The organism is Sphingopyxis sp., assembly GCF_035944815.1.
GTDB lineage: Bacteria > Pseudomonadota > Alphaproteobacteria > Sphingomonadales > Sphingomonadaceae > Sphingopyxis.
Genome location: NZ_DASZAU010000003.1, coordinates 107,936 through 129,145, shown reverse-complemented (window position 1 = coordinate 129,145; position 21,210 = coordinate 107,936). Strand labels below are relative to the sequence as shown.

Here is a 21,210-nt window from a genome sequence, read left to right as displayed (position 1 = left end):
GGTGCCGCGGCGCCTTGCCCCGGAGGAAAGCGCGCTGTGGAAAAAGGTCGCAGCGACCGTAAAGCCGCTGCCCAAAGCGAAGGCGCCGCTCGCGCCTACCGCCCCGCCGACCATCCGCCCGCCGAAACCGTCCCCGCGCAGTACCGCCGCGCCCGCCGCCGCTCCGCCGCGCGCGCCCGCGAAACTGCCGCCGCCGCGCCGGACGCATCAGACCGCGACGCTCGACGGCCATTGGGACCGCCGCTTGCGCAAGGGCCTCGTGCGCCCCGATCTCAGCATCGACCTCCACGGGCACACGCTCGCCTCGGCGCAGGCCTTGCTCGACGACGCGATCGGGCGGGCGCTGATGCGCGGCGCGCGCGTGCTGCTCGTCGTCGCGGGACGGCTGCGCCCCGGCGCCGACCGCCTGCCGCAGATGCATGGCGACCCGCGCCCGCGCGGCGCGATCCGCGCCTCGCTCCCCGACTGGCTCGCTTACTCACCCTACGCCGACCAGATCGTCGCGCTTCGTCCCGCGCATATCAGCCATGGCGGTGCGGGCGCGGTCTATGTCATCCTGCGCAGATCGCGCGAGGACTAGAGGAAAGCGCGCATCAATATGCCGCGATAGATGGCGGTCAGCGTGCGCAGGTCTTCCACGGCAACCGCCTCGTCGAGCTTGTGCATCGTCGCATTGGTCAGCCCGAATTCGACCACGGGGCACAGCGCGTGGAGGAAGCGCGCGTCCGACGTGCCGCCGGTTGTCGACATTTCGGGCCGCAGATCGGTCTCGGCATGGATCGCCTCGGCGACCAGCTCGGACAGCGCGCCCGGCGGGGTGAGGAACGCCTCGCCCGAAATCTTGCCCAGCACCTTGGCGTTGGGTTCGACCTCGTGCGCGATCCGCTCGACCATCGCGACAAGGTCGGCGCCCTTATGCTGATCGTTGAAGCGGATCGACAGCCGCGCGCGCGCCGAGGCGGGGATGACGTTGGTTGCGCCATTGCCGACCTCGATATCGGTGAATTCGATGTTCGACGGCTGGAACCAGTCGTTGCCCTCATCGAGCGCCACCGCGTCGATCGCCGCCATGATGCGCACCAGCTTGGGGATCGGATTGTCGGCGAGGTGGGGGTAAGCGACGTGCCCCTGCGTTCCCGGCACGTCGATCCAGATATTGACCGACCCGCGCCGCCCGATCTTCACCATGTCGCCGAGCCGGTTCACCGATGTCGGTTCGCCGACGACGATCATGTCGGGTTTCACCCCGCGCGCGTCCATATGCTCCATCAGCGCGCGCGTGCCGAAGATCGCGGGGCCTTCCTCGTCGCCGGTGATGATCAGGCTGATCGTGCCCGCCTCATGCGGCGTTGCGGCGGCGGCGGCGGCAAAGGCCGCGATCGAACCCTTCATGTCGACCGCGCCGCGGCCATAGAGCAGGTCGCCGCGAACCTCGGGCGCGAACGCATCGCTTGTCCAGCCGACGCCCGGCGGCACGACGTCGAGATGCCCGGCAAAGCCGAAATGCGTCGGCCCCTTGCCCGCGCGCACCGCGAGCAGGTTTTCGACCGGCCCGTCGGGCTCGATCCCGTCGATGAAGCGCTCCACCGTAAAGCCGAGTGGCGTCAGCGCCGCCTCCAGCGTGTCGAACACGGCGCCCATGGCGGGGGTGACGCTCGGCGCGGCGATCAGCGCCTTGGCCAATTCTACGGGGTCAACTTGATGGGTCATGCTCGCCCTTTACGCCTTCGCGCGGCGCGAAGTCGAGGCTTTGCATCGCACCGTCTTTGTGCGAAACAAAGATAGAACAAACTCCACGAGGACTGCCATGCCGAAGCTCGATCTCGACACGATCCCGCAAACCAACGCCACCGGCTATCCCGCGCCCTACAACCAGCCCGTGCAGGGCCGCTGGTACCGCCGCCTCGCGCCCGCCACCGGGCTCAGCGATTTCGCCGCGAGCCATGTCGTGCTCAAACCCGGCGCCTGGTCGTCGCAGCGCCACTGGCACGACGGCGAGGACGAGATGCTGGTGATGATATCGGGCGAGGCGGTGCTGGTCGAGGACGACGGGCGCCACGCCATGCGGCCGGGCGATATCGCGGTCTGGCCCAAGGGCAGCACCAACGGCCATCACCTGATCAACGAATCGGACGCCGACTGTGTCTTCGTCGCGCTCGGCGGCGGCAAGAAATATGACACCGGCGGCGGCTATTCGGACATCGACATGCTGTTCACGCCCGACGGCTATTTCCACAAGGACGGCACGCCCTATCCGACGGCGCGCATCCCCTAGTTTCGCTAGACGATCCGGAAACTCAGCAAGGTGAAGCGCGCCGGCGCGGTGGCGAAGACGCCGTGGCCACGCCCGTCGCCGAGCGCGCCGAAGGTCAGCCCGACGCGGTCGGCATCGTCGACCGCCGCCTGCATCGCGCCGGGCAGCGATCCCGACGTCTTGGCCTTCACCGAAATCCAGTCGGGATCGTCCAGCCGGACGCTGATTTCATGCACCCCGGGCGCGATCACCCGCACGCTCGCGGCGGGCGAATACCAGCGATAATCTTCGTAGCGCCCGCGGCCGGTCCAATTGTCGCCGCGCCGCTGGAGGTAGAGCGAGATGGCGGCGGGCAGCTTGGGGATTTCCTGCGGCACGAAGCGCGTCCCCGGCGCCGCATCGATGCGGTATCGCACGATCATGCGCGACTTGCCCGCCAGCGAGCCGGGGCGGAAGGTGACATAATGGACATGCCCTGCCGCGGCGTCGGGTGCCGGGAAGTCGAAGGTGAAGCCGCCGCTCGTCGGGCGCGGGGCAGGCGGCATGCCGGGCGAATAATTCTTGCCGCGGATGACCGGCCCGATCTCCCAGCCGTCGCCGCCCTGCGCAGCCGCGATCGCGGCGGGCGCGGCAAGGATCGAAAGGCAGGCGATGGCGAGAAGCGAGCGTCTTTTCATCGCACCACCCTAGCAGGCCGAACGCATCGCGCCCTGAACGGCCGGTTCATCGGCGCGCCAGCTTGGGCCCGTCCATTGCCGATCAGCCTTCGACCGGACCCTCGAACTTCTCGATCACCCAGTCCTCGGCCTGCGCGCCGCCGATCCATTCCTGCATGCACGGATGGCTGATCACTGCCTGGCAGTAGGCGGCGGCAAAGCGCGGCAGCGGGATCGAGTAAGTGACGAAGCGCGTGACGACGGGCGCAAACATGATGTCGGCGGCCGACCAGTCGCCGAACAGATAATCGCCCTCGCCGCCGAAACGTGCGCGCGCTTCGGCCCAGATCTGGAAAATGCGCACGACATCGGCCTGCACCTCGGGCAGCAGCTCGGCGGACGGATAGATGCGCCGGATGTTCATGCTGTGATTGCGGCGCAGCGCCGCAAAGCTCGAGTGCATTTCGGCCGCCATCGAGCGCGCCATTGCGCGCGCCGCCATGTCGCCCGGCCAAAAGCCCTTCGTCCCGCCGGTCTTTTCGTTGAGATAATCGATGATCGCGAGGCTGTCCCACACGACGATATCGTCGCCGTCCCACAGGATCGGCACCTTGCCGCCCGACGGCGCGAACTCGTCGCCCTCGCGCCGCTGGCTCCATTCCTCGTCGTAAAGCGGGACGGTGACTTCCTCGAACGGCAGCCCGCTATGCTTGACCGCGAGCCAGCCGCGCAGGCTCCAGCTCGAATAGGCCTTGTTGCCGAGAAACAGTTTCATGCGATCTCCTTGGCCCCACCCTCAGGGGGAGGGAGGAAAAGGTCAACTCTCGACCGCCTCCAGCACCGCGGTGCGCAGCTCGGCGATGCCCATGCCTTTCTCGCTGCTCGTTGCGATGACCTCGGGGTGCGCGGCGGGGTGCTTGCGCGCTTCGGCTTCGGTCGCGGCCTGCACCGCCTCGAGTTCGCTCGCCTTGATCTTGTCGGTCTTGGTGAGGACGAGGCGATAGCTCACCGCCGCGACGTCGAGCATCTCCAGCACCTCGCGGTCGACATCCTTGATCCCGTGGCGGCTGTCGATCAGCACAAGCGTGCGCTTCAGCACCTGCCGCCCGCGGAGATAATCGTTCACGAGGAAGCGCCATTTCTTGACGACATCCTTCGGCGCCTTGGCAAAGCCATAGCCGGGCATGTCGACGAGGCGAAAGATCAACGGATTCTCGCCCACGTCGAAATAGTTGAGTTCCTGCGTGCGCCCCGGCGTCACCGACGTGCGCGCCAGACCGTTGCGGTTCGTCAGCGCGTTGAGCAGCGACGATTTGCCGACGTTCGACCGGCCCGCAAAGGCGATCTCGGGAACGCTCGGGCTCGGCAGGTGCTGGAGTGCGGGCGCCGATTTCAGGAAGGCGATCGGACCCGCAAACAGCTTGCGTGCCCGTTCGGCCCTGTCTTCCGCGCCCGGATCGATCGCGCTCACGTCGCCGGCGCCGCCTTCAGCGCCGGGAACTTGCGGTACATCCACTGCTGCTGCCCGATCGACAGGATATTGTTGGTAATCCAGTAGAGCAGCAGGCCCGCCGCGAACGGCGCCATGATGAACATGAACAGCCAGGGCATGATCTTGAACACCTGCTGCTGCACGGGGTCGGTCGCCTGCGGGTTGAGGCGGAACTGCAGCCACATGGTGATGCCGAGGATCACCGCGAGCACGCCGATCGCGAGGATCGAGGGCGGGGTGAAGGGCAAGAGGCCGAACAGGTTCAGGATGTGCAGCGGATCGGGCGCCGACAGATCCTTGATCCACAGGATGAACGGCTGGTGCCGCATTTCGATCGTCAGCATCAGCACCTTGTACAGCGCATAGAAGATCGGGATCTGGATCAGGATAGGAAGGCAGCCGGCGAGCGGATTGATCTTCTCGTCCTTGTAGAGCTTCATCAGCTCCTGCTGCATCTTCGGCTTGTCGTCCTTGTAGCGTTCCTGCAGCGCCTTCATCTTCGGCTGGACGAGGCGCATCTGCGCCATCGACGAGAATTGCCGGTTGGCGATCGGGAACATCAGCAGGCGGATGATCAGCGTCAGCGCCATGATCGCAACGCCGAAATTGCCGACCTGCTTGAACAGCCAGTCGAGCAGCTTGAAGATCGGCACCTCGAAAAATTCGAACCAGCCCCAGTCGATCGCGTTCGACAGGCGCGTGATGCCCTGGTCATTCTCGTAGCGCTGGAGCGTGTAGACCTCCTTGGCGCCGGCAAAGATGCGGCTGGTCGTCGTGACCTGCTTACCCGGCGCGACCTGCGTAAAGTCGCGCGCGAACAAGGTCTGGTAATTGTTCGTGGCGGGCGAGCTGATCGCCGCGGTGATGCGCTCGCCTTTGGCGGGGACGATCGCCGCGAGCCAATATTTGTCGCTGAAACCGAGCCATGCGCCCGAATTGTAGCGGACGCTGCGGTTCGGGGCTTCCTCGACATCGTCATAATCGGTGTCGATGATCGTCTTGCCGCCCAGATATCCGGTCGGGCCGACGTGGATCGTATAGCTGTCCTGTTCGTGCGGGTCGGTCGGCTTGCCGAGGCGGTCGATCAGCGCAAAGCTGCTCGCGCTCACCGGCGCAGCGCCCGTGTTGGCGATCGTCTGCTTCGCGGTGATCAGGTAATTGGCGTCGATGCTATATTCGATGCGGAACGTCTGGCCCGTCGTGTTGGCCCAGCTGAGCGTCACCGGCGTCGTAGGGGTCAGCTTGCTGCCGGTCGCGGTCCACACCGTATTGGCATTCGGCACCTGAATGCCCTGCGCCGACCAGCCGAGGCTCGCGAAATAGGCGGCCGACGTCCCGCCCGGCGCGAACAGGCGCACCGCGGGCGAATCCTTCTTGATCGTCTGGCGATATTTGTTGAGCGTGATGTCGTCGACGCGCGCGCCAACAAGGTTGATCGACCCGTTGATCGCGGGGGTTTCGATCGGAATGCGGTTGCCTTCGGCCAGCACCGTTTCGACCGGGCGGATCGTCTGCACCGCAGGCGCGGCGGGGGCTCCCGGGGTCGGCAGCGCGCTCGGCTGCCCCTGCGCCGCGGTCGGCGTCGCGCCCGGCGTGCCGGCGACCGTCTTGGTCACATCGGGCTTCGGCGGGGTCGGGAAAAATTTCTCCGAAACGAAGTTCCAGCCGATCAGGATGGCCACCGACAGCAAAATTGCCGCGATCATGTTCCGCTTGTCGTCCACGCTCTTCGGTCTCTCTTCGTTTCAAAAATGTCGGGAAGTGCCGCGCCTATGGCACGGGGTCGTAGCCATGACCGCCCCAAGGATGGCAGCGCAATAGCCGCTTTGTCGCCAGCCAGCCACCCTTGATCGCACCATATTTCCGGAGCGCGTCGATCGCATAGGCGCTGCACGACGGGGCATAGCGACAGGTTGGCGGCAGGATGCGCGATGGACCGAGCTGCCAGCCGCGCGCGATCAGGATGAGCAGGCGGGCAATCATGCGGGAAGCCCGGAAATCTGCCGAACTTCACGTGCGATCGGCGTTTCTTCCTCTTCGTCACCCCGGACTTGATCCGGGGTCCCGCTTGTCACCGCTGCTGAGCGGGGCCCCGGATCAAGTCCGGGGTGACGGCGAAGGGGAGGGGGCGTAGTCACGACGTCTTTGCCGCCAGCTTCTTCGCCGCGCGCTTCAGCGCCGATGTGAGCTGCTCGCCCAGCTCGGCAAAATCGATCTCGTTCGCGCCGGGGCGGCCGATCAGCACATGGTCGGCGCCGGCGATTCCCGATTCGGGGAGCGCGGCGCGCGCGAGTTCGCGAAAGCGGCGTTTCATCCGGTTGCGCGTGACGGCGTTGCCGACTTTCTTGCTGACCGTATAGCCGATGCCCAGCGCATCCTCATCGTCACCGCGGGGGCGGACGAGCAGGACAAAGCCAGGCATGGGAAAGCGAAGGCCGCGGTTCGCGGCCAGGAATTCGCTACGTTTTGAAAGCGTTCGCACCAGCAAGACTGGCGCAGAAGCGTCAGCGATCAGGCCGACAGCTTCTTGCGGCCCTGGGCGCGGCGGTTGGCGAGAACCTTGCGGCCGCCGACGGTTGCCTTGCGGGCGCGGAAGCCGTGACGGCGCTTGCGCACGAGGCGGCTCGGTTGATATGTGCGCTTCATCGCGGTTTTCCCTAGATCTCGTCAAATACTGCAACAGAAAAGGGCCGCCAAGCGTGGGCGGCCACTGTTGAGGGCGCGGATAAGCAAGAGTCGGGGGAAAGTCAATCGCCATCTGGCGATTCCAGCGCCGCTCGCGCGCGCCGCCGCGCCGCGCTGACGCGGCGCATGATCCGGTCGGCCCACGCTCCGTATCTGGGGTGTCGCCATTTGAAGCGGACATAGACGCGCTTTGCCCAGGCGCTGTTCTGGAGGCACAGCATCAGCCCGACCGGAAAGACGATCAGGAAACCCGGCCCGGGCAGCGGCCCGATCGCGACGCCGGTGATCATCAGCAGGATGCCGAGCGCGAACAGCGCGGTGCGCATCTGCGCGTTCGACCGCATTCGCTGGTAGAGGCTCCGCTTTGCCATGGTGGCCGATGTGGGGGACGGGGCGGCGTGTTACAAGGCTAAAGCAGCTTGACGTGCGAGGGGCGATGATCGCGAGCGGTGGTTTTGGAGCGCCGCGCCTGACATGTTAAGGGCATCCCATGCTCCCCATGAACGGCCGCGGCGGCACCGTCCAAATCGATGGTGTCAAATATGACTGGGAACTCCTGAGCGAGCCCCAACTGTCCTCTTCCGATGGCTGGAGGGGCATGACGGTCTCTTTGCGCCAGCGAGATATGCCGCGCGAAGCCGTGCTGGAATTCCCGACGCCAAAGCGCCTGTTGAAAGGATTGCCGAAAGGGCGTTCGCACATCAACGACGCGATAGCCGCGCGAGGGGTGCGCGCGGCACTGTCGGCTGGATGGGACCCGGGTTCTCGCGGCAAGCCGACGGTCTTCATGGTTGATGCCAACGGCGACTGAGCGCGATCGTCCTGCAGCGCGGCAATTCGTGCTTTGGGAGAAGGGGGCGATGGGGTCTGTTTTAATCGCCCAGCCAATCGGTGGTGATCTCTCCTTTGTGCCCCTCCGGCGCCAGCGCCGCGCGCAGGGCTCCCAGCAGCGGCGGCAGCGCCTGCGTGAAGGCATAGGGCGGGTTGACGATAAAAAGCCCCGCGCCGTTATAGATGTCGGGCTGGTCGCTATCGTACAACCAATGCTCCACCACCAGAAACTTCGGGATGCCGAGCTTCCGTAGCTGCGCCTTCCACCGCACATGCGTTGCGCGGTCTTTCAGCGGATACCAGACCACCGTCACGCCATGCCCCCATTTGCGGTGGGCGGCGGCAAGGGTGGCGGTGATACGTTCGCGCTCATCGGTCTGCTCGTACGGCGGGTCGACCACCACCACGCCGCGCGCTGTGCGGGGCGGCAGCATCGCCAGCCAAAGCTCGTAGGCATCGCGTTGATGCACGGCGGCGGACGTGTTGCGCATCGCGCCGCGCAGGACATAGACGTCTTCGGGATGTTTCTCGTTCAGGATCAGAAAATCCTGCGGGCGCAGAAGCTGCGCCAGAAATCGCGGCGATCCGGGGTAGAGGCGTGGCTCGGCCCCGGCATTCACCGCCTGTACGGCGGCGCGATAGTCGTCCAGCAAGGGGTTCGGGTCGGCAAAGGCGCGCGCCACGCCCTGCGCGGCCTCACCGGTGCGCTGGGCCTCTTCGCCGCCAAGGTCGTACAGCCCGCAACCGGCATGGGTATCGATCAGGGTCAGCGCGCCCGGTTTTTGCTGCAAGGCCCGCACGAGGGCGATCAGCAGGCTGTGCTTTACGACATCGGCGCTGTTGCCGGCATGAAAGCTGTGGCGATAATTCATCGTAATTCTAAATCCCGGCGATCTCCTTCACGCGAACGGCCGGGCGCGGAAGCCGGGCGCAAGGCGATGGAGGCAAATAATCCGGTGCCCGTATAGAATCGGGCGGAAACCTTCAAAGCATTCTGCGCAAGGCCTGCGGCTCGCGGCCCGCATGGGAATGTTCGATCATCGAGGGGCCGATGCGATTGGCATTGCCGCGAAGCGCCCGGCCGCCTGATGGCGACCGAACGTTCATATAGCGCCGCATTATCGGAACTGCGGCGCTTCGACGCTCGCGTCTGTCAGTAACGGACCTGCGCCCGCCCAATGTCGGATGACCCGGATCGGCCGAGAACGCGGCCCACCGAACGCCCGCCAAAGCTATTCAGTTGAGCGCCACGAAACGCGCCATATCGTCGCGCGTCAGGTAACGGACGTCGTCGAACGGCGTCGCATTGGTCAGCGCGTAAAATTCACGCGCCCTGGCGGCATCCAGCCCCATTTCGCGATAATAGCCCAGATATTCGGCATGGACCGGGTCGTTCGCGGGATCATCCTTCGCCTCGCGGCCATATTCGTCGGCCCAGCTATGCACGCCGAATTCGGCGTCCGGTGCCGCGCGGCGCGTCGTACCGGCGAGCCACAGCTCGACCGCGCCCGACCGGATCGATCCGCCCGCGGGGACGATCGTTTCCATTCCCTGCCGCCGGATCGCGCGGGCGAGGATCAGGTTTGCTTCCTCGTCGAGGCTGCCCGGGCAGTCGACCATCTCGAGCCGCTTCAGCCCCGGATGGGCCGCGAGCATCGCAGCGAACTGGCGCGGGGTTGCCGAGGTCACGTCGCCCGCCATGCGGACGGTGGTGCCGTCGATCACCGAAAAGGGGCCGAACTTCGCTTTGGCCTGACCGAGCGTCGCGAGCGTCGGTGCGGGCGCGTAGCGTCGCGCCGCCGCAAATTCGGCGTCCTCGGCCAGTGCCTCGTCGTCCAGCAGCGCGGCATCCTCGTCGATATAGTCCGCGCCGTCTTCATCGCCGACATCGTCCCCGATATCGTCCCACGTCCAGGTCACCGTCGTGGTGGTGATCGTCACGACCTGCTGCGCATGCGCCGGCGCGAACGCCAGCACCGCCGCCAGCGCGGCGACGATCAGCGTACGGACAAGGGCGGAGACCGAAATCATGCCTCCGCTTTCGCGCGCGCGGGCTTGTCAAATCGCAAAGCGGCAGCGTCAGCGCGGCGTTAACCCCGATTTGGACCAATTTCCCTTACTTGTCGCCCGATTCGCGCTGGAGTATATCCAAATAAGAGGGCGTTAAATCGGGAGTATTGCATAGCGGGGGGTGTAGATGAGATTGCCTAATCTATTTGCCGTTTCGGCAATTGTCCTGTCTCTTTCGGGCTGCACGGCGCCGATATTTGGAAGCACGTTCGAAGGCGCGAACGACTTCAGGATCATTCCGGTGTTTACGGGAGGGGTGCCGCCGGCGGACACGAAGCCGGCGAACGGAACGACAATGGTGGCAACCGGAAAGGAGCAGCCCGGTGCCGTGACGGCCGACACACGCAATACGATATGCGACAAGCGTGCGGGGTTGGGATCGACGGACGTCAGCGTGTCCATCCCGCAAGCCGGCACGCCCCGGACGTTATACAGCCTCAAATGTTATTCGCGCTTCCAGTTTCACCAGAGCGCGCGGTCTTTCGAGACAGGCGACTATGTCTCGATCTCGATCAAGACCTTCCTTGTGAAGGATTTTGAAGAAACCGCCCAGTTCGTCATCAACAAGTTGACCGGCCAGCCGACGAAGGGCGAAATTGCCGTTGTCGCAAACGTCACACAGGGGCCGCGATCGCCGGGCGGGGTGGGCGCAACCGGCCAACTCGAAGGCAAGATCGTCTATTATGGCAACGATATATATCGTGGCCAGCTAGCGAACGAATTCAATATTCCAATCTATGGCCCCGCGCCGCTTCAACCGAAGCCGTTGACGATCGACCTTTGGGTATTGGAACTCGACCAGGCCAAGAGCGCGCAATTCGGACCGATCCTCAAGACATTGTCGGGAATCGCCACCAAGGGGTTCGGTTTGGGAGTCGGCGAGAGCCAGATACTCGACAGGGTCGGTGCGGCCTTCCTCAACGGAAACAAGGACGATGTGATCGGCCATTTTACGGTCACTCTGGTGCCACGGGACGGTCGAACCCTGATGACTGATCCGATTCTGCAGGAATCGGACATCATCGTTTCGCGCAGCGAACAGCGGCATATTCCGATACCGTTCGACAGCTGCTTCTACGATCCGCTTCAGGGCGAAATATATTGTGACGGGCTCGACAAGCGGATCGACAAGAACACCATGGTCGTGTCGATCAGGAAATCCACGGCGAGCGCCCCCATGGTTTCCGACGTCAGCCTTGCCGAATTGAATGAACGGTTGTCGAAATCGTCGGATCTGACGGCGGTTGCGGAGGCCGTCGAAGGAATCGCCGACGCTGCGGTCACCTCGTCGCTAGCGCAGGAGGCGCTGCGAACGGTCGAGCAGATCGTCGCAACGCCCGGTGGAACGAGCGCTCAGCAGCTGAAGGCCTATCAACTCGCGACCCTGCTACAATGCAGCCTCATCGCCAACAAGATGAAGCACGAAGGCTTGGCATCGCAGGCTCATTTTGGCCAATATTGCTTGCCGGGTTTCGAACGTCGGGCGCTATCGATCGACGATTTCGCACGGGTGACGCGGGCGGTCCTCGCCGGTTTGAATGTCGTTCCCACCGGCCTTTCTACCGACAGCCTGATCGGTGCCGCGGCGACCGGCGACGAGCTGAAGCAGAAGCGTGATGCGCTTGTCCCGCTTCTCGTCGCCAAGGCGCCTGCGTCGTCCTGACCGCCTTTGAATGAGGCTCAATCGCGGTCGGGCGCGCCGAGCGGGAAATAGGCGCGGTACGGCCGTGCATCGTCGACGCAGCGCGCAACCGTGGGATGGGCGAGCAGCCGCGCGCGATACGCGCGCAGATTCTCATATTGTTCCGGGATCCGATAGACCCAGTCGGCATAGAAGAGCGATGGCGCCGCGGCGCAATCGGCGAGGGTGAAGCCATGGGGCGTCGCCCAGCCGCCGCCCGCCAGCTCCTTGTCGAGCCAGCCGTAGATCGTCTCGAGCGCCGCCTTCGACTGGTCGACGATCATCGGCACATGATTGTCGGGGCCGCGGATCGCGTCGGCGACGACCGCCTGCATCCGGCCCATGACATGATTGTCGAAGATGCGGTCGAACAGCCGGACCTTCAGCGCCGCGTCGAAATCCTCGGGGATCAGGCGCGGTTCGGGGACGAGCCGGTCGAGATATTCGATGATGATCGACGATTCGAAATACGGGACCCCGTCGTGGACGAGCAGCGGGAACTGCCCGACCGGCCAGTGCGCCCTGAGTTCGGGCATATGATCGGGAAACGCCGGATCGACCGAGCGATAGTCGAATTCGATCCCCTTCTCGTACAGCGCGATCAGCACCTTCCATGTGTAGGAGGAAAAGGGGTGGCCGTAATAGATCAGCATCAATTGCTATCCTTGCGCGTCAGCCAGGCGAGCGGCCAGCCGACGAAGAAAATATGCGGAAAGAGCGCAATCGCGCCCTTGACGAGGTCGGTCGGCGGGAAGGGCGACCCGAAGCGGAGCGGCAGCACGATCCCGTTCATGATGACATAGAGCAGCAGCCCGTAGAGCGTGCCGGTCAGCCACCACGGCCATGCGGTCAGCGCAGTCCAGCGCCGCGCGACGAAGAACCATGTGGCGACCATCGCGCCCATGATCGCGAAGTGCGTCGCCAGCCCTGCGATATCGCCGGCAAGGCCCCACTGGCGCGCCGCGTCGCCGAACGGCCCGCTCGCGACCGCGTGGAGCATCGAGGAGACGGTGCCGCCCTGCACGACGCTCGACACCGCCGCATAGACGATGTCGAGTGTGCCGCAGAGCAACCAGGCGAAGAGCGCCGGGCTACGCCGCGCCAACGGCTTCGCCCCGCACCGCGGCTTCGATGGTCGCGATATCGATCTTCTGCATCGTCATCATCGCGTCGAACGCGCGCTTCGCGACTTCGGGGTCGCCCCCCATCGTCGCATCGGTCAGCGCGCGCGGGGTGATCTGCCAGTTAAGGCCCCATTTATCCTTGCACCAGCCGCACGCGCTTTCCTTGCCGCCATTGCCGACGATCGCGTTCCAGTAGCGGTCGGTTTCTTCCTGCGTGTCGGTGTGGACCTGAAAGGAAAAGGCCTCGCTATGCGGGAAGATCGGGCCGCCGTTGAGCCCGACGCACGCGATGCCGAGCACGGTGAAATCGACCGTCAGCGCGTCGCCCTTCTTGCCGCCGGGAAAATCGCCCGGCGCCTTGTGCACCGCGCCGACGCTGCTGTTCGGGAAGGTCGCGGCATAGAAATTCGCCGCCTCCTCGGCATCCTTGTCGTACCAGAGGCAGAGGCTCACGGGCTGGCTTGTCGGTTGGTTCGTCATTGTCACTCTCCTTTGATCGGCGCGCCGATCGACCATTGGTGGCCGAACGGATCCTTGATCTGGCCGTAGCGGTCTCCCCAGAACATATTGTCGAGCGGCATCACCACCGTCGCGCCGGCGGCGACCGCGCGGTCGAACCAGGCATCGGCATCGTCGACCTGCAGGTGCAGCGTCACGCCGTCGGGCTTGCCCGAGGGCTCGCTGACATATTCGGGAAATTCGTCGTGCATCATCAGCGATCCGCCGTTGATCGTCAGTTGCGCGTGCATCAGCCGCACCCCGTCGTCGGCGGGCACGCGCACATTTTCGGTCGCGCCGAACGCCTTGACGTAAAAGGCGATCGCCTCGCTCGCGCGCTTGTCGGCGATGGCGATATGCGGGGTCAGCCCCGTCGTCGGGCCCTGATTGTCCATCGTCCCTCTCCCTATTTGCGCGGCCCGACGAAGCCGATCGGCGCGCCCTGCGGGTCGATCGCGTTCATCGCATATTCGCCGCCGGGGATTTCCATCGGTTCGTTGGTGATCGTGCCGCCGTTCGCGGCCACGGCATTCCGCGCGCGGTCGATATCGTCGACCCCGATGTAGAAATTCCACACCGGCACCGGATAGCCCTCCATCAGCGGCATCACCGCGCCGAGGCCGACCTCGCCGCGCTGGATGAAGCGATAGGCGCCGAGCTCGCCCATCGGCATCTCGCCCTCCTGTCCCCAGCCGAAATGTTTTTTGTAAAAGGCGATCGCGGCATCGGGGTCGCTCGTCGCGAGCTCGTTCCAGCGCATATGCTGCGCCTCGGTCACGGAGAATACGTCGCTCTCCATGCCTTCCATGCCCTCGGGGGGCTTGGGGGCCATGACATAGAAGACCGCGCCCTGCGGGTCGGCGACCATCGCGATCCGCCCGACCGGGATGTCCATCGCGTCCATATGCACGCTGCCGCCGTCGGCCTTGATCGCCGCAACCGCGTCATCGACGTCGGCAACGTGCAGATAGCCGACCCAGATCGGCCGCGCGCCGCCCGCGATCATGTCGGCATTGAGCGTGAGCACGCCGCCGGCGTTACCGCCGTCGCTGCGCCCGATCATGCGGTAGTCGACCCCGCCGGCGGTCGCCTCGCCCTCGGCCGCGATCGTCCAGCCGGTGACCGCGCCGTAAAAGCGCGCCGCGCCGGCGGGGTCGGGGGTCATCAGCTCGTACCAGATGAAGTTCGATGCTTCGCTCATCGTCTCTCTCCTCGTTCGTGTCAGTAGGTCAGGCTGGGGAACCAGTCGCCGCGCCCCTCGGGCGTCATGTCGAGCAGCCCCCAGAGCGGATCGACGAGGTCGCCCGCGCGGTGGTGCTGGCCGGGATCTTCGGGGGCATAGGCCATCTCGCTCGCCCAGACGTGGCGGATCGCCGCGCCATCCTTGCGAAAGACGTTGAAGATCGTCTCGTCCCAATTCTCGCCGGGCTTCATGCCATGCTGCGCGCGCTTCGCGTCGGACAGTTTCGACGTGTCGCCGAAATAATCGGCCGAATAGCGTTCGTCGACGTCGGACAGGAAAATCAGGTGCGGCCAGCGGCGGTCCTTCGCCCACGCTTCGAGCCGCGCGATCGGCGATTTGGCGACGACATAGAAGGGCGCGCGCTGCCCGACATGGCGCGCGGCGCCGTCGATCGCATCGAGCATGTGCGTGCAGCCGTTGCATGGCTTGTCGCGCTCGAGCCCGAACATGAAGCTTTGCAGGATGAGGCTCGGCTTGCCCGCGAACAGTTCGGATAGCCGGACCCGCTCGGGGCGCTGGTATGCGCCGATCCGCTCGAACGCATAATCCTCGGGCACTTCGCCGCCCGGCGGCAGCGCGCGACGCTTCGCCGCGACCGCCTCGATCTGGCGGCGCAGCGCGATCTCGTCGTCGAGCAGCGCGGCGCGCGCGATGCGATAGTCCGCGCTCTCGTTGGGGAAGGACAGATGTTCCATGAACCGACTCCTTCTGCGTCTCGTTATAGCCGGCGCAGCCGCAGCGGCTTGGTATTTTCGCGCGCGATCAGACCACGTGCCTCAAGATCGAGCTGAACGCCCTTCAGCCACCAGCCCGCCCTGGCGCCGCCGGGAAAAAGGTCGTCGGGCAGCAACGGCAGCACGCGCGCCTTGATCTCGGCGACGGTCAGCCCGGGCGTAGCCGCGGGCACCGATGCGAGCAGTGCATCCTTCATCGCGCCATATTTCGCCTTATCGACCTGCATGACGAAATCGGGGCTGGTTATGCTGCGCATCTCGACGCGCTCGATGATCTTGCTCACCCTGCATATCCCTTCGTCGCTTCGATCGGCGGCGCGCGAAAACCCATCGCGGCCCACGCTTTCAACAAGCGCCACATGAACTTGCCCGACGGCGTCCGGTAATTGGGGATGTCGTCCGGCAACGCGACGCCCTCGGGCCGGTCGCCGACGATCGTCCGCATCTCGGCGGCCGGTCGCTCGTCCTCCGCTATGCGCCCCGAATAGATGCTCAGCCAATGCCCCTTGGTGAATTCGAGCGCGATCGGCGAATTGCAGCAGCGCGCGACGAACCGCCGCGTCGGCGAATCGGGCTTGAGGCGATGTTCCTCGAGCCGGTCGGATCCCGACAGCCACCGCAGCCGGTCCTTGCGCATCAGCACATAGGGGGTGCCGCCGTCGGCGCCGACGACGGCCGGCGCCCCGGGCACAGCCGCGAAACGCCCGCCCGCCCGCTGGCAGCTGTGGCAGTAACAGGTCGCGGCCATGATCGGCGCGCCGGTCAGTTCCAGCGTCACCGCGCCGCACTGGCACGCCGCGATGCGCGTCCCGGGGGCTGCGTCGCGGGTCATGCGTCCAGCTCGGCCATCGCGGCGGCGATCGTCACCGGCGCCTTGGGGCGGGCGTACAGCGAGGCCAGATAAGCGCGGAGCGCGGGCGCTTCGTCCAAAAGTCCTTCCTCATGCGCCCAGTCGAGCGTGAAGGCGGCGTTGAAATCGGCCACCGTTGCCTGCGCGCCGAGGATGAAGTCACGCCCCTGCATATGCTGTTCGAGCACCGCGATCATCCGCCGGGCGTCGCGCTTCGCCAGCGCAATTTCCGCTTCCGATTTCTCGTCCTCCGCATAGAGGAAGCTGTGCAGCGCGATCCGCCACAGCGGCGCCTCGATCTCGGTCATCAGGAAGAACAACCAGTGATTCATCCGGGCCCGATCTTCGGGCGCCGCGGGGATCAGCCCGCCCCCGGGAAAGCGGTCGCCATATTTGTCGGCGAGATAGAGCTGGATCGCCGCGGACTCGCTGATCACCAGGTCGCCGTCGACCAGCACCGGCAGTTTTGCGGCGGGGTTGAGCGCCAGGAATTCGGGGGCCCGATTTTCGCCCGCGCCGATGTCGACGGGGACGATCTCGTGCGCAAGGTCGAGTTCGTTGAGCAACCACATGGCGCGCAGCGCACGCGTGGGGGGAGTGCCATAGAGTGTGATCATCATTCGCTCCTATCGATCCTCCCTGTCGCGCAGCGATGGGGAGGGGGACCGCGCCCTCGGCGCCATTGGCCCCTCCGTCGGCCCTGCGGGCCGCCACCTCCCCATGCCTCCGGCGCAGGGAGGAGCCGGTAATCGTCAGGCCTCGACGATCGGCGCGAAGCCGCCATAAATCATGCGCGCGCCGTCGAACGGGTTGGTCGCGGGATCGTGCTTCATCCGCTCGTCGGTCATCATCTTTTCCCAGCCGGCCGTGCGCGCTTCCTTGCTCGGCCATTCGACCCAGCTGTAAACGACGCTCTCGCCATCCTTCTTGTGCGCGGCGCGCGCATAGTCGGTGACCTGGCCGTCGGGCACATCGTCGGCCCACGCCTCGACGACGCGCGTCGCGCCATAGTCGCGGAACACTTCGGACGCCTTCTCGGCCATCGCGCGATAGGCGTCCTTGTTGCCGTCGGGCACGGGCACGACATAGCCGTCGACATAGGCGGTCTTGCCTTCGGCCCGATCGTCGACGATCGAATCGAAACCGCCGATGATCATGCGCTTGCCGTCGAACGGCATCTCGCCGCCCATCTGCGCCATGCGCGGATCGCTCATCATCTTTTCGTTCGCGGCGTCGCGCGTCGCGCGGTCGGGATATTCGAACCAGCTGAATACGACGGTTTCGTCGTCCTTCGCCTGCACGGCGCCCTTGAAGTCATTGACCTTGCCGTCGGGGACGTCGTCGCCCCAGCATTCGACCATGCGCGCGACGCCGAATTCCTTGAACAGATGGGCCGCGTCGGCAGCATGCTTGCGATAGGCTTCCTTGTTGGCGGTCGGCACCGCGACCACAAATCCTTCTACATAGGTCATCTTGTCTCTCCTTGGGGGATGTGGGAGGGGATTCAGGCGGCGGGCGGTCCCGCTTCTTCGCTGAAGGCGGCCAGCTGCGCGTCCATCGCGCGCTGGAAGGCGGGGCGGGCGAGGCAGCGATCAAGATAGGCCTGCAGCCGCGGCTGCTCGGCGATGAGGCCGGCTTCGACCGCTTCGCGCAGCACGGTCGCCATCGCGATGTCGGCGACGCTGAATTCGCCGGTCAGATATTCCTTGTCGCCGATCGCATCGTTGAGGCGGCCCAGCCGGCCCTGGATGAACTCGATCAGGCTCGGACGGCGCAGCTTCGCCCATTCCTCTTCGGTCGAGAAAATATCGACATTGCCGAGTTCGAACAGCATCGGCTCGACGCTGTTATAGGCGGCGAACAGCCATGCGAGCGTGTTCGCGCGTGCCTGCGGGTCGCGGGGCATCAGCCGCGCATCCTTCTCGGCGAGGTGGAGCAGGATCGCGCCGCTTTCGAACAGGCGGATCCCGCCGTCGTTGAGCACCGGCACCTGCCCCCATGGCTGGAACAGGAAATGGTCGGCGGGGCGGTTGACCGCGCTGATCAGATGTTCGGCGTAATCGAGCCCGATTTCTTCGCACGCCCAGCGCGGGCGGAGGTCGCGGACGAAACCGCGCGCGAAATCGGGGACCCAGTCGAAGGCGGTAATCTCGAGCTTGGCGTTCTGGTTGACGGACATGGAGAACTCCTCTCACTTTTTGTTTTTGGGGTGTGTCAGAAGGACGGCGGCGGCGGTGCCTTGTCGTCCAGAAACGGCGTGACCATCGCCACGATCGCGGGGACCTCGCCCATGATCCCGATATGCGACGTCGCGGGCAGGATCGCGAGCCGCGCCTTGGGCGCAGCAGTCAGGAAACCCTGCGTCGCTGCGGCGACATCGCCGCCACCGCGCAGCTTGAACAGGGCGATCGCATGATCGAGCGTCACGCCGTCGGCATCGCCGATGATCACCATCGTGCGGCCGGGGATCGCGCGGACCGCGGCGTCGGACCAGCCGAACGGCGTCGCGTCGAGCGACTTGATATTGGCGACCAGCACCGGGAACTTCTCCGGCGCGGGCGACAGGCGTCTATATTCGGTGTCGATCGGGCTGCCCGCGAAGATTTCGGGGGTCAGCTTCGATATGCCCACCAGCACTTCGGGATACCAGCCGTCGAGCCGCGAGGTCGCCGACAGGATCACCTGCTTGCCGATCTTGTCGGGATGTTTGACGGCGAGCGCGACCGCGGTCGATCCGCCCATCGAATAGCCGAGCACGTCGGCCTTTGCGACGCCGAGCTTGTCGAGCACCGCGGCGGTATCGTCGGCCATCCGGTCATAGCTCAGCGGCCCGTCGACCCCGCCCGACCGCCCATGGCCCCGCGCATCGACCGCGATCACCGGCCGCGTCGCGGCGAGCGGATCGATCAACGGCTTCATCGCGTCGGCGGACATGAAGGCGCCATGCAGGACGACCAGCGGGGTCTTGTCCGATTTGAGATCGCCATGAACCTGATAATGGATCGCCGCGCCGGCCACATCGGCATGGCCGGCTTGCGGGGCATTGGCGGCGGGCTGGCTCGCGCCGGCAGTTTGCGCCGCCGCCGGCTGCGCCGCGGCGGCGATCGTTGCCGCAACCGCGATCAGGGCGAAGGCGGAGGCGAGCCTGGGGAGGGGAGAGCGTCGTGTCATCGAACCATCCTCTTATTCCGTAGACGGAGCCTAGCTCCGTTTGCCTTTGATGAAGGCGACGATCGACATCGCGTGGCCGTGGCCGAGGTCGAAGTCGCTCTTCAGCCAGTCGATGACCGCGCCGGGTTTGACGCCAGGGGCAAGGCCGCTTTCGTCGGCGAGGCCCTTGTCGATCGCGATGGCCTTCAGCGCGCTGGCGGATTTGCCCGTCTTGGCTTCGACATTGTCGAGATAGGCCTGGAAGCTCATGCTGCGGCGCCTTTCGAGAAGGGGATCAAGGCGCGGACACGCGGATCGCGCAGCCACAGCCCGCCCCACAGCATGGCGCCCAGATAGACGCCGAACAGGCTGTGGCTGAACAGCGGGCTGCCGATCCGCACATGCGTGCCGATCGCGCCGCCGAGATAGCCGGTGATCAGGATCGCACCGAGGATCGCCGTGCGCGGCCAGATATAAAGCAGAGTCGGGATCAGCAGCAGCGTTCCGAGCATCGTCATCGTCGGCACGTCGAGCGGCCATCCGAGGTCGGGCGGGCTGTATTTGATCGCCGTCCCGGGCGACACGAGCTTGAGCCCGGCATCGAAGAGGAGGAAGAGGATCACAAGGCCGCTCAAAACATGGCCCGCGATCGCCTGACCCTTTGGGGGGACTGCCTCGGTCATTCTCTTCCTCCTCCCGGTGTCAGCTTATGCGGTGGCTTCGGCGGGTTCGCCGGCGGGGATCGCGGTGGGGTCCATCCACATCACTTCCCAGATATGGCCGTCGGGATCCTCGAAGCTGCGGCCGTACATGAAGCCATAGTCCTGCGTCGGGGTCGGGTCGGCCTTGCCGCCCGCCTTGACCGCCTTGTCGACCTGTCCGTCGACATCTTCGCGGCTGTCGGCCGATACGCAGAGCAGCACCTGCGCGGTCGTGTGCGCGTCGGGGATCGCCTTCGACGTGAAGGTCGCCCATTTCTCATGCGTCAGCAGCATGACGTGGATCGACCCTTCGGTGACGACCATGCACGCGGCGGTGTCGTCGGTGAAGGCGGGGTTGTTCACCGCGCCGACCGCCTCGTAAAAGGCCTTCGACTTGGGAAGGTCGGTGACCGGCAGGTTCACGAAAATCATCTGGGGCATCTACTCTCTCCTTGGGGGGTTATTCGTGGGTGGTGACTGAAAGGTCAGCGTGCGCGGCGCGCGGCCGCAATTACCTGTCGCATCATGCCGCGCCTCCGCTGCCGAACAGCATCCGCACATAACGCTTCAGATGGGTGACGGTGCCGCGCGCAATCGCCGGGTCGTTCGTCGTTTTCGCCAGGACGAAGGCGCCCTGCAGCACCGACTGGACATGCTGCGCCAGGCCGATCGCGGTGACATCTTCGGGCGCGCCGTAAAGATCGATCGTCGCCTGGATGTCGGGGGCCAGCGCCTGGCAATAGGCGTTGATGCTCGCCTCGCACGCAGCGCGGATGCGGTCGCTCGTCGCATAGGCTTCCTGCACCATCGTGCCGACGAAGCAGGTGTAATCTTCGGTAGGGCCGTCGAGCATCGACAGGCGGAAATCGATATGGCCGAGCAGGCGGTCCAGCGGATCGTCCAGCTTCACATGCGGCGCCAGCTCGAACATCGGCCGCGCGCGGTCGGTCCAGCCTTCGGCCGCCGCGACCGCCAGATCTTCCTTCGATGCGAAATGGTGAAAGAAGGCGCCCTTGGTCACGCCGGCTTCGGCGCAAATCTGGTCGACCGTCGTCGCCGAATAGCCTTGCTTGCGCACCGTCGCATGCGCCGCCGCGATCAGCGCCGCGCGGGCGCTGCCGCGCGGGGCGCGTTTGCCCGGGGTGCCGCCGCCCGCCGGGGGGACATCGCGGGCGGCGGCTGCGGGGACAAGAGGGGGGCGATTCGTCGTCATGCGAATCACCATACCGACTGGTTGGTAT

Annotated in this window: 31 protein-coding genes; 4 read left to right on the top strand and 27 right to left on the bottom strand. The window is 65.5% G+C overall.

Going from position 1 to position 21,210, the window contains the following annotated elements:
• Position 1 precedes the first annotated feature (1 nt).
• On the top strand, positions 2-580 hold the full coding sequence (locus VGU00_RS04675) for a Smr/MutS family protein (protein WP_327466001.1): 579 nt from the start codon (positions 2-4) through the stop codon (positions 578-580).
• On the opposite strand, the gene dapE is transcribed toward VGU00_RS04675, so the two are convergent.
• A complete protein-coding gene (dapE, locus tag VGU00_RS04670) occupies positions 577-1,710 on the bottom strand; it encodes a succinyl-diaminopimelate desuccinylase (protein WP_327465999.1) in 1,134 nt (377 codons plus the stop codon). The genes VGU00_RS04675 and dapE overlap by 4 nt on opposite strands.
• A gap of 97 nt (positions 1,711-1,807) precedes the next feature.
• Here dapE and VGU00_RS04665 point away from each other — a divergent pair, with 97 nt between their 5' ends.
• Positions 1,808-2,275, top strand: a complete 468-nt coding sequence (locus VGU00_RS04665; protein WP_327465997.1) for a cupin domain-containing protein — start codon at positions 1,808-1,810, stop codon at positions 2,273-2,275.
• Positions 2,276-2,280: 5 nt separating this feature from the next.
• Here VGU00_RS04665 and VGU00_RS04660 read toward each other — a convergent pair whose 3' ends face one another.
• From VGU00_RS04660 to VGU00_RS04625, 8 genes are all read right to left on the bottom strand, one after another.
• The gene (locus tag VGU00_RS04660) at positions 2,281-2,931 is read right to left on the bottom strand and encodes a hypothetical protein (RefSeq protein ID WP_327465995.1); all 651 of its coding nucleotides are present in this window, start codon (positions 2,929-2,931) and stop codon (positions 2,281-2,283) included.
• A gap of 82 nt (positions 2,932-3,013) precedes the next feature.
• Entirely contained in the window at positions 3,014-3,685 is a 672-nt protein-coding gene (locus VGU00_RS04655) for a glutathione S-transferase family protein (protein WP_327465993.1), read from the bottom strand.
• A 42-nt stretch (positions 3,686-3,727) separates the two neighbouring features.
• Positions 3,728-4,381 (bottom strand): ribosome biogenesis GTP-binding protein YihA/YsxC, encoded by a 654-nt coding sequence (gene yihA, locus VGU00_RS04650; protein WP_327465991.1) that lies wholly within the window; start codon positions 4,379-4,381, stop codon positions 3,728-3,730.
• Positions 4,378-6,126, bottom strand: coding sequence for a membrane protein insertase YidC (gene yidC / locus VGU00_RS04645; protein WP_327465989.1), 1,749 nt, complete (start codon positions 6,124-6,126; stop codon positions 4,378-4,380). Before yidC ends, yihA begins: the two co-directional genes overlap by 4 nt.
• A gap of 46 nt (positions 6,127-6,172) precedes the next feature.
• Complete coding sequence (gene yidD / locus VGU00_RS04640; RefSeq protein WP_327465987.1) at positions 6,173-6,385, bottom strand: membrane protein insertion efficiency factor YidD; 213 nt, start codon at positions 6,383-6,385, stop codon at positions 6,173-6,175.
• A 151-nt stretch (positions 6,386-6,536) separates the two neighbouring features.
• Positions 6,537-6,884: a ribonuclease P protein component gene (gene rnpA / locus VGU00_RS04635; protein ID WP_327465985.1), complete on the bottom strand. Its 348-nt coding sequence runs from the start codon at positions 6,882-6,884 to the stop codon at positions 6,537-6,539.
• A 29-nt stretch (positions 6,885-6,913) separates the two neighbouring features.
• Entirely contained in the window at positions 6,914-7,048 is a 135-nt protein-coding gene (rpmH, locus tag VGU00_RS04630; RefSeq protein WP_054586364.1) for a 50S ribosomal protein L34, read from the bottom strand.
• A 101-nt stretch (positions 7,049-7,149) separates the two neighbouring features.
• Positions 7,150-7,458, bottom strand: a complete 309-nt coding sequence (locus VGU00_RS04625; RefSeq protein ID WP_327465983.1) for a PGPGW domain-containing protein — start codon at positions 7,456-7,458, stop codon at positions 7,150-7,152.
• Positions 7,459-7,577: 119 nt separating this feature from the next.
• Here VGU00_RS04625 and VGU00_RS04620 point away from each other — a divergent pair, with 119 nt between their 5' ends.
• Positions 7,578-7,898: a hypothetical protein gene (locus VGU00_RS04620; RefSeq protein WP_327465981.1), complete on the top strand. Its 321-nt coding sequence runs from the start codon at positions 7,578-7,580 to the stop codon at positions 7,896-7,898.
• 61 nt (positions 7,899-7,959) lie between these two features.
• On the opposite strand, the gene VGU00_RS04615 is transcribed toward VGU00_RS04620, so the two are convergent.
• Entirely contained in the window at positions 7,960-8,790 is an 831-nt protein-coding gene (locus VGU00_RS04615) for a 23S rRNA (adenine(2030)-N(6))-methyltransferase RlmJ (RefSeq protein WP_327465979.1), read from the bottom strand.
• Positions 8,791-9,154: 364 nt separating this feature from the next.
• A complete protein-coding gene (locus VGU00_RS04610) occupies positions 9,155-9,949 on the bottom strand; it encodes an alpha/beta hydrolase (protein WP_327465977.1) in 795 nt (264 codons plus the stop codon).
• 166 nt (positions 9,950-10,115) lie between these two features.
• Between VGU00_RS04610 and VGU00_RS04605 the strand changes: the two genes are divergently transcribed.
• Positions 10,116-11,651 (top strand): hypothetical protein, encoded by a 1,536-nt coding sequence (locus VGU00_RS04605; RefSeq protein WP_327465975.1) that lies wholly within the window; start codon positions 10,116-10,118, stop codon positions 11,649-11,651.
• A gap of 17 nt (positions 11,652-11,668) precedes the next feature.
• Here VGU00_RS04605 and VGU00_RS04600 read toward each other — a convergent pair whose 3' ends face one another.
• From VGU00_RS04600 to VGU00_RS04520, 16 genes are all read right to left on the bottom strand, one after another.
• Positions 11,669-12,322: a glutathione S-transferase family protein gene (locus VGU00_RS04600; protein ID WP_327465973.1), complete on the bottom strand. Its 654-nt coding sequence runs from the start codon at positions 12,320-12,322 to the stop codon at positions 11,669-11,671.
• The gene (locus VGU00_RS04595; protein WP_327465971.1) at positions 12,322-12,774 is read right to left on the bottom strand and encodes a hypothetical protein; all 453 of its coding nucleotides are present in this window, start codon (positions 12,772-12,774) and stop codon (positions 12,322-12,324) included. The genes VGU00_RS04600 and VGU00_RS04595 overlap by 1 nt, the downstream gene beginning before the upstream one ends.
• Entirely contained in the window at positions 12,761-13,273 is a 513-nt protein-coding gene (locus VGU00_RS04590; protein ID WP_327465969.1) for a VOC family protein, read from the bottom strand. Before VGU00_RS04590 ends, VGU00_RS04595 begins: the two co-directional genes overlap by 14 nt.
• Positions 13,274-13,275: 2 nt before the next feature.
• Positions 13,276-13,686 carry a VOC family protein gene (locus VGU00_RS04585; protein ID WP_327465967.1) on the bottom strand — a complete coding sequence of 137 codons (411 nt, stop codon included), beginning with the start codon at positions 13,684-13,686 and terminating at the stop codon, positions 13,276-13,278.
• Between the two features lie 11 nt (positions 13,687-13,697).
• Positions 13,698-14,492, bottom strand: a complete 795-nt coding sequence (locus VGU00_RS04580; RefSeq protein WP_327465965.1) for a VOC family protein — start codon at positions 14,490-14,492, stop codon at positions 13,698-13,700.
• Between the two features lie 20 nt (positions 14,493-14,512).
• Complete coding sequence (locus VGU00_RS04575; protein ID WP_327465963.1) at positions 14,513-15,229, bottom strand: DUF899 family protein; 717 nt, start codon at positions 15,227-15,229, stop codon at positions 14,513-14,515.
• 23 nt (positions 15,230-15,252) lie between these two features.
• Complete coding sequence (locus VGU00_RS04570; protein ID WP_327465961.1) at positions 15,253-15,552, bottom strand: DUF6958 family protein; 300 nt, start codon at positions 15,550-15,552, stop codon at positions 15,253-15,255.
• A complete protein-coding gene (locus VGU00_RS04565; protein ID WP_327465959.1) occupies positions 15,549-16,100 on the bottom strand; it encodes a hypothetical protein in 552 nt (183 codons plus the stop codon). Before VGU00_RS04565 ends, VGU00_RS04570 begins: the two co-directional genes overlap by 4 nt.
• The gene (locus VGU00_RS04560; protein WP_327465957.1) at positions 16,097-16,738 is read right to left on the bottom strand and encodes a glutathione S-transferase family protein; all 642 of its coding nucleotides are present in this window, start codon (positions 16,736-16,738) and stop codon (positions 16,097-16,099) included. The genes VGU00_RS04565 and VGU00_RS04560 overlap by 4 nt, the downstream gene beginning before the upstream one ends.
• Positions 16,739-16,870: 132 nt before the next feature.
• Positions 16,871-17,590 carry a DUF1428 domain-containing protein gene (locus tag VGU00_RS20085; RefSeq protein WP_414713500.1) on the bottom strand — a complete coding sequence of 240 codons (720 nt, stop codon included), beginning with the start codon at positions 17,588-17,590 and terminating at the stop codon, positions 16,871-16,873.
• 32 nt (positions 17,591-17,622) lie between these two features.
• Positions 17,623-18,297 (bottom strand): glutathione S-transferase family protein, encoded by a 675-nt coding sequence (locus VGU00_RS04545; protein ID WP_327465955.1) that lies wholly within the window; start codon positions 18,295-18,297, stop codon positions 17,623-17,625.
• 35 nt (positions 18,298-18,332) lie between these two features.
• Positions 18,333-19,289 (bottom strand): alpha/beta fold hydrolase, encoded by a 957-nt coding sequence (locus VGU00_RS04540; protein WP_327465953.1) that lies wholly within the window; start codon positions 19,287-19,289, stop codon positions 18,333-18,335.
• Between the two features lie 30 nt (positions 19,290-19,319).
• Complete coding sequence (locus VGU00_RS04535) at positions 19,320-19,538, bottom strand: DUF4287 domain-containing protein (protein WP_327465951.1); 219 nt, start codon at positions 19,536-19,538, stop codon at positions 19,320-19,322.
• Positions 19,535-19,951 carry a DoxX family protein gene (locus VGU00_RS04530; RefSeq protein WP_327465949.1) on the bottom strand — a complete coding sequence of 139 codons (417 nt, stop codon included), beginning with the start codon at positions 19,949-19,951 and terminating at the stop codon, positions 19,535-19,537. The genes VGU00_RS04535 and VGU00_RS04530 overlap by 4 nt, the downstream gene beginning before the upstream one ends.
• Positions 19,952-19,975: 24 nt before the next feature.
• Positions 19,976-20,410: a VOC family protein gene (locus tag VGU00_RS04525; RefSeq protein WP_327465947.1), complete on the bottom strand. Its 435-nt coding sequence runs from the start codon at positions 20,408-20,410 to the stop codon at positions 19,976-19,978.
• Between the two features lie 82 nt (positions 20,411-20,492).
• Positions 20,493-21,182: a TetR/AcrR family transcriptional regulator gene (locus tag VGU00_RS04520; RefSeq protein WP_327465945.1), complete on the bottom strand. Its 690-nt coding sequence runs from the start codon at positions 21,180-21,182 to the stop codon at positions 20,493-20,495.
• Between the last annotated feature and the right edge of the window lie 28 nt (positions 21,183-21,210).

Bases quoted from the DNA above. Each gene is read 5' to 3' on its own strand.
- dapE (WP_327465999.1), bottom strand. From the start codon at position 1,710: ATGACCCATCAAGTTGACCCCGTAGAATTGGCCAAGGCGCTGATCGCC.
- VGU00_RS04665 (WP_327465997.1), top strand. From the start codon at position 1,808: ATGCCGAAGCTCGATCTCGACACGATCCCGCAAACCAACGCCACCGGC.
- VGU00_RS04660 (WP_327465995.1), bottom strand. From the start codon at position 2,931: ATGAAAAGACGCTCGCTTCTCGCCATCGCCTGCCTTTCGATCCTTGCC.
- VGU00_RS04655 (WP_327465993.1), bottom strand. From the start codon at position 3,685: ATGAAACTGTTTCTCGGCAACAAGGCCTATTCGAGCTGGAGCCTGCGC.
- yidD (WP_327465987.1), bottom strand. From the start codon at position 6,385: ATGATTGCCCGCCTGCTCATCCTGATCGCGCGCGGCTGGCAGCTCGGT.
- rpmH (WP_054586364.1), bottom strand. From the start codon at position 7,048: ATGAAGCGCACATATCAACCGAGCCGCCTCGTGCGCAAGCGCCGTCAC.
- VGU00_RS04625 (WP_327465983.1), bottom strand. From the start codon at position 7,458: ATGGCAAAGCGGAGCCTCTACCAGCGAATGCGGTCGAACGCGCAGATG.
- VGU00_RS04620 (WP_327465981.1), top strand. From the start codon at position 7,578: ATGCTCCCCATGAACGGCCGCGGCGGCACCGTCCAAATCGATGGTGTC.
- VGU00_RS04615 (WP_327465979.1), bottom strand. From the start codon at position 8,790: ATGAATTATCGCCACAGCTTTCATGCCGGCAACAGCGCCGATGTCGTA.
- VGU00_RS04610 (WP_327465977.1), bottom strand. From the start codon at position 9,949: ATGATTTCGGTCTCCGCCCTTGTCCGTACGCTGATCGTCGCCGCGCTG.
- VGU00_RS04605 (WP_327465975.1), top strand. From the start codon at position 10,116: ATGAGATTGCCTAATCTATTTGCCGTTTCGGCAATTGTCCTGTCTCTT.
- VGU00_RS04600 (WP_327465973.1), bottom strand. From the start codon at position 12,322: ATGCTGATCTATTACGGCCACCCCTTTTCCTCCTACACATGGAAGGTG.
- VGU00_RS04590 (WP_327465969.1), bottom strand. From the start codon at position 13,273: ATGACGAACCAACCGACAAGCCAGCCCGTGAGCCTCTGCCTCTGGTAC.
- VGU00_RS04585 (WP_327465967.1), bottom strand. From the start codon at position 13,686: ATGGACAATCAGGGCCCGACGACGGGGCTGACCCCGCATATCGCCATC.
- VGU00_RS04580 (WP_327465965.1), bottom strand. From the start codon at position 14,492: ATGAGCGAAGCATCGAACTTCATCTGGTACGAGCTGATGACCCCCGAC.
- VGU00_RS04575 (WP_327465963.1), bottom strand. From the start codon at position 15,229: ATGGAACATCTGTCCTTCCCCAACGAGAGCGCGGACTATCGCATCGCG.
- VGU00_RS04565 (WP_327465959.1), bottom strand. From the start codon at position 16,100: ATGACCCGCGACGCAGCCCCCGGGACGCGCATCGCGGCGTGCCAGTGC.
- VGU00_RS04560 (WP_327465957.1), bottom strand. From the start codon at position 16,738: ATGATGATCACACTCTATGGCACTCCCCCCACGCGTGCGCTGCGCGCC.
- VGU00_RS20085 (WP_414713500.1), bottom strand. From the start codon at position 17,590: ATGACCTATGTAGAAGGATTTGTGGTCGCGGTGCCGACCGCCAACAAG.
- VGU00_RS04545 (WP_327465955.1), bottom strand. From the start codon at position 18,297: ATGTCCGTCAACCAGAACGCCAAGCTCGAGATTACCGCCTTCGACTGG.
- VGU00_RS04540 (WP_327465953.1), bottom strand. From the start codon at position 19,289: ATGACACGACGCTCTCCCCTCCCCAGGCTCGCCTCCGCCTTCGCCCTG.
- VGU00_RS04535 (WP_327465951.1), bottom strand. From the start codon at position 19,538: ATGAGCTTCCAGGCCTATCTCGACAATGTCGAAGCCAAGACGGGCAAA.
- VGU00_RS04530 (WP_327465949.1), bottom strand. From the start codon at position 19,951: ATGACCGAGGCAGTCCCCCCAAAGGGTCAGGCGATCGCGGGCCATGTT.
- VGU00_RS04525 (WP_327465947.1), bottom strand. From the start codon at position 20,410: ATGCCCCAGATGATTTTCGTGAACCTGCCGGTCACCGACCTTCCCAAG.
- VGU00_RS04520 (WP_327465945.1), bottom strand. From the start codon at position 21,182: ATGACGACGAATCGCCCCCCTCTTGTCCCCGCAGCCGCCGCCCGCGAT.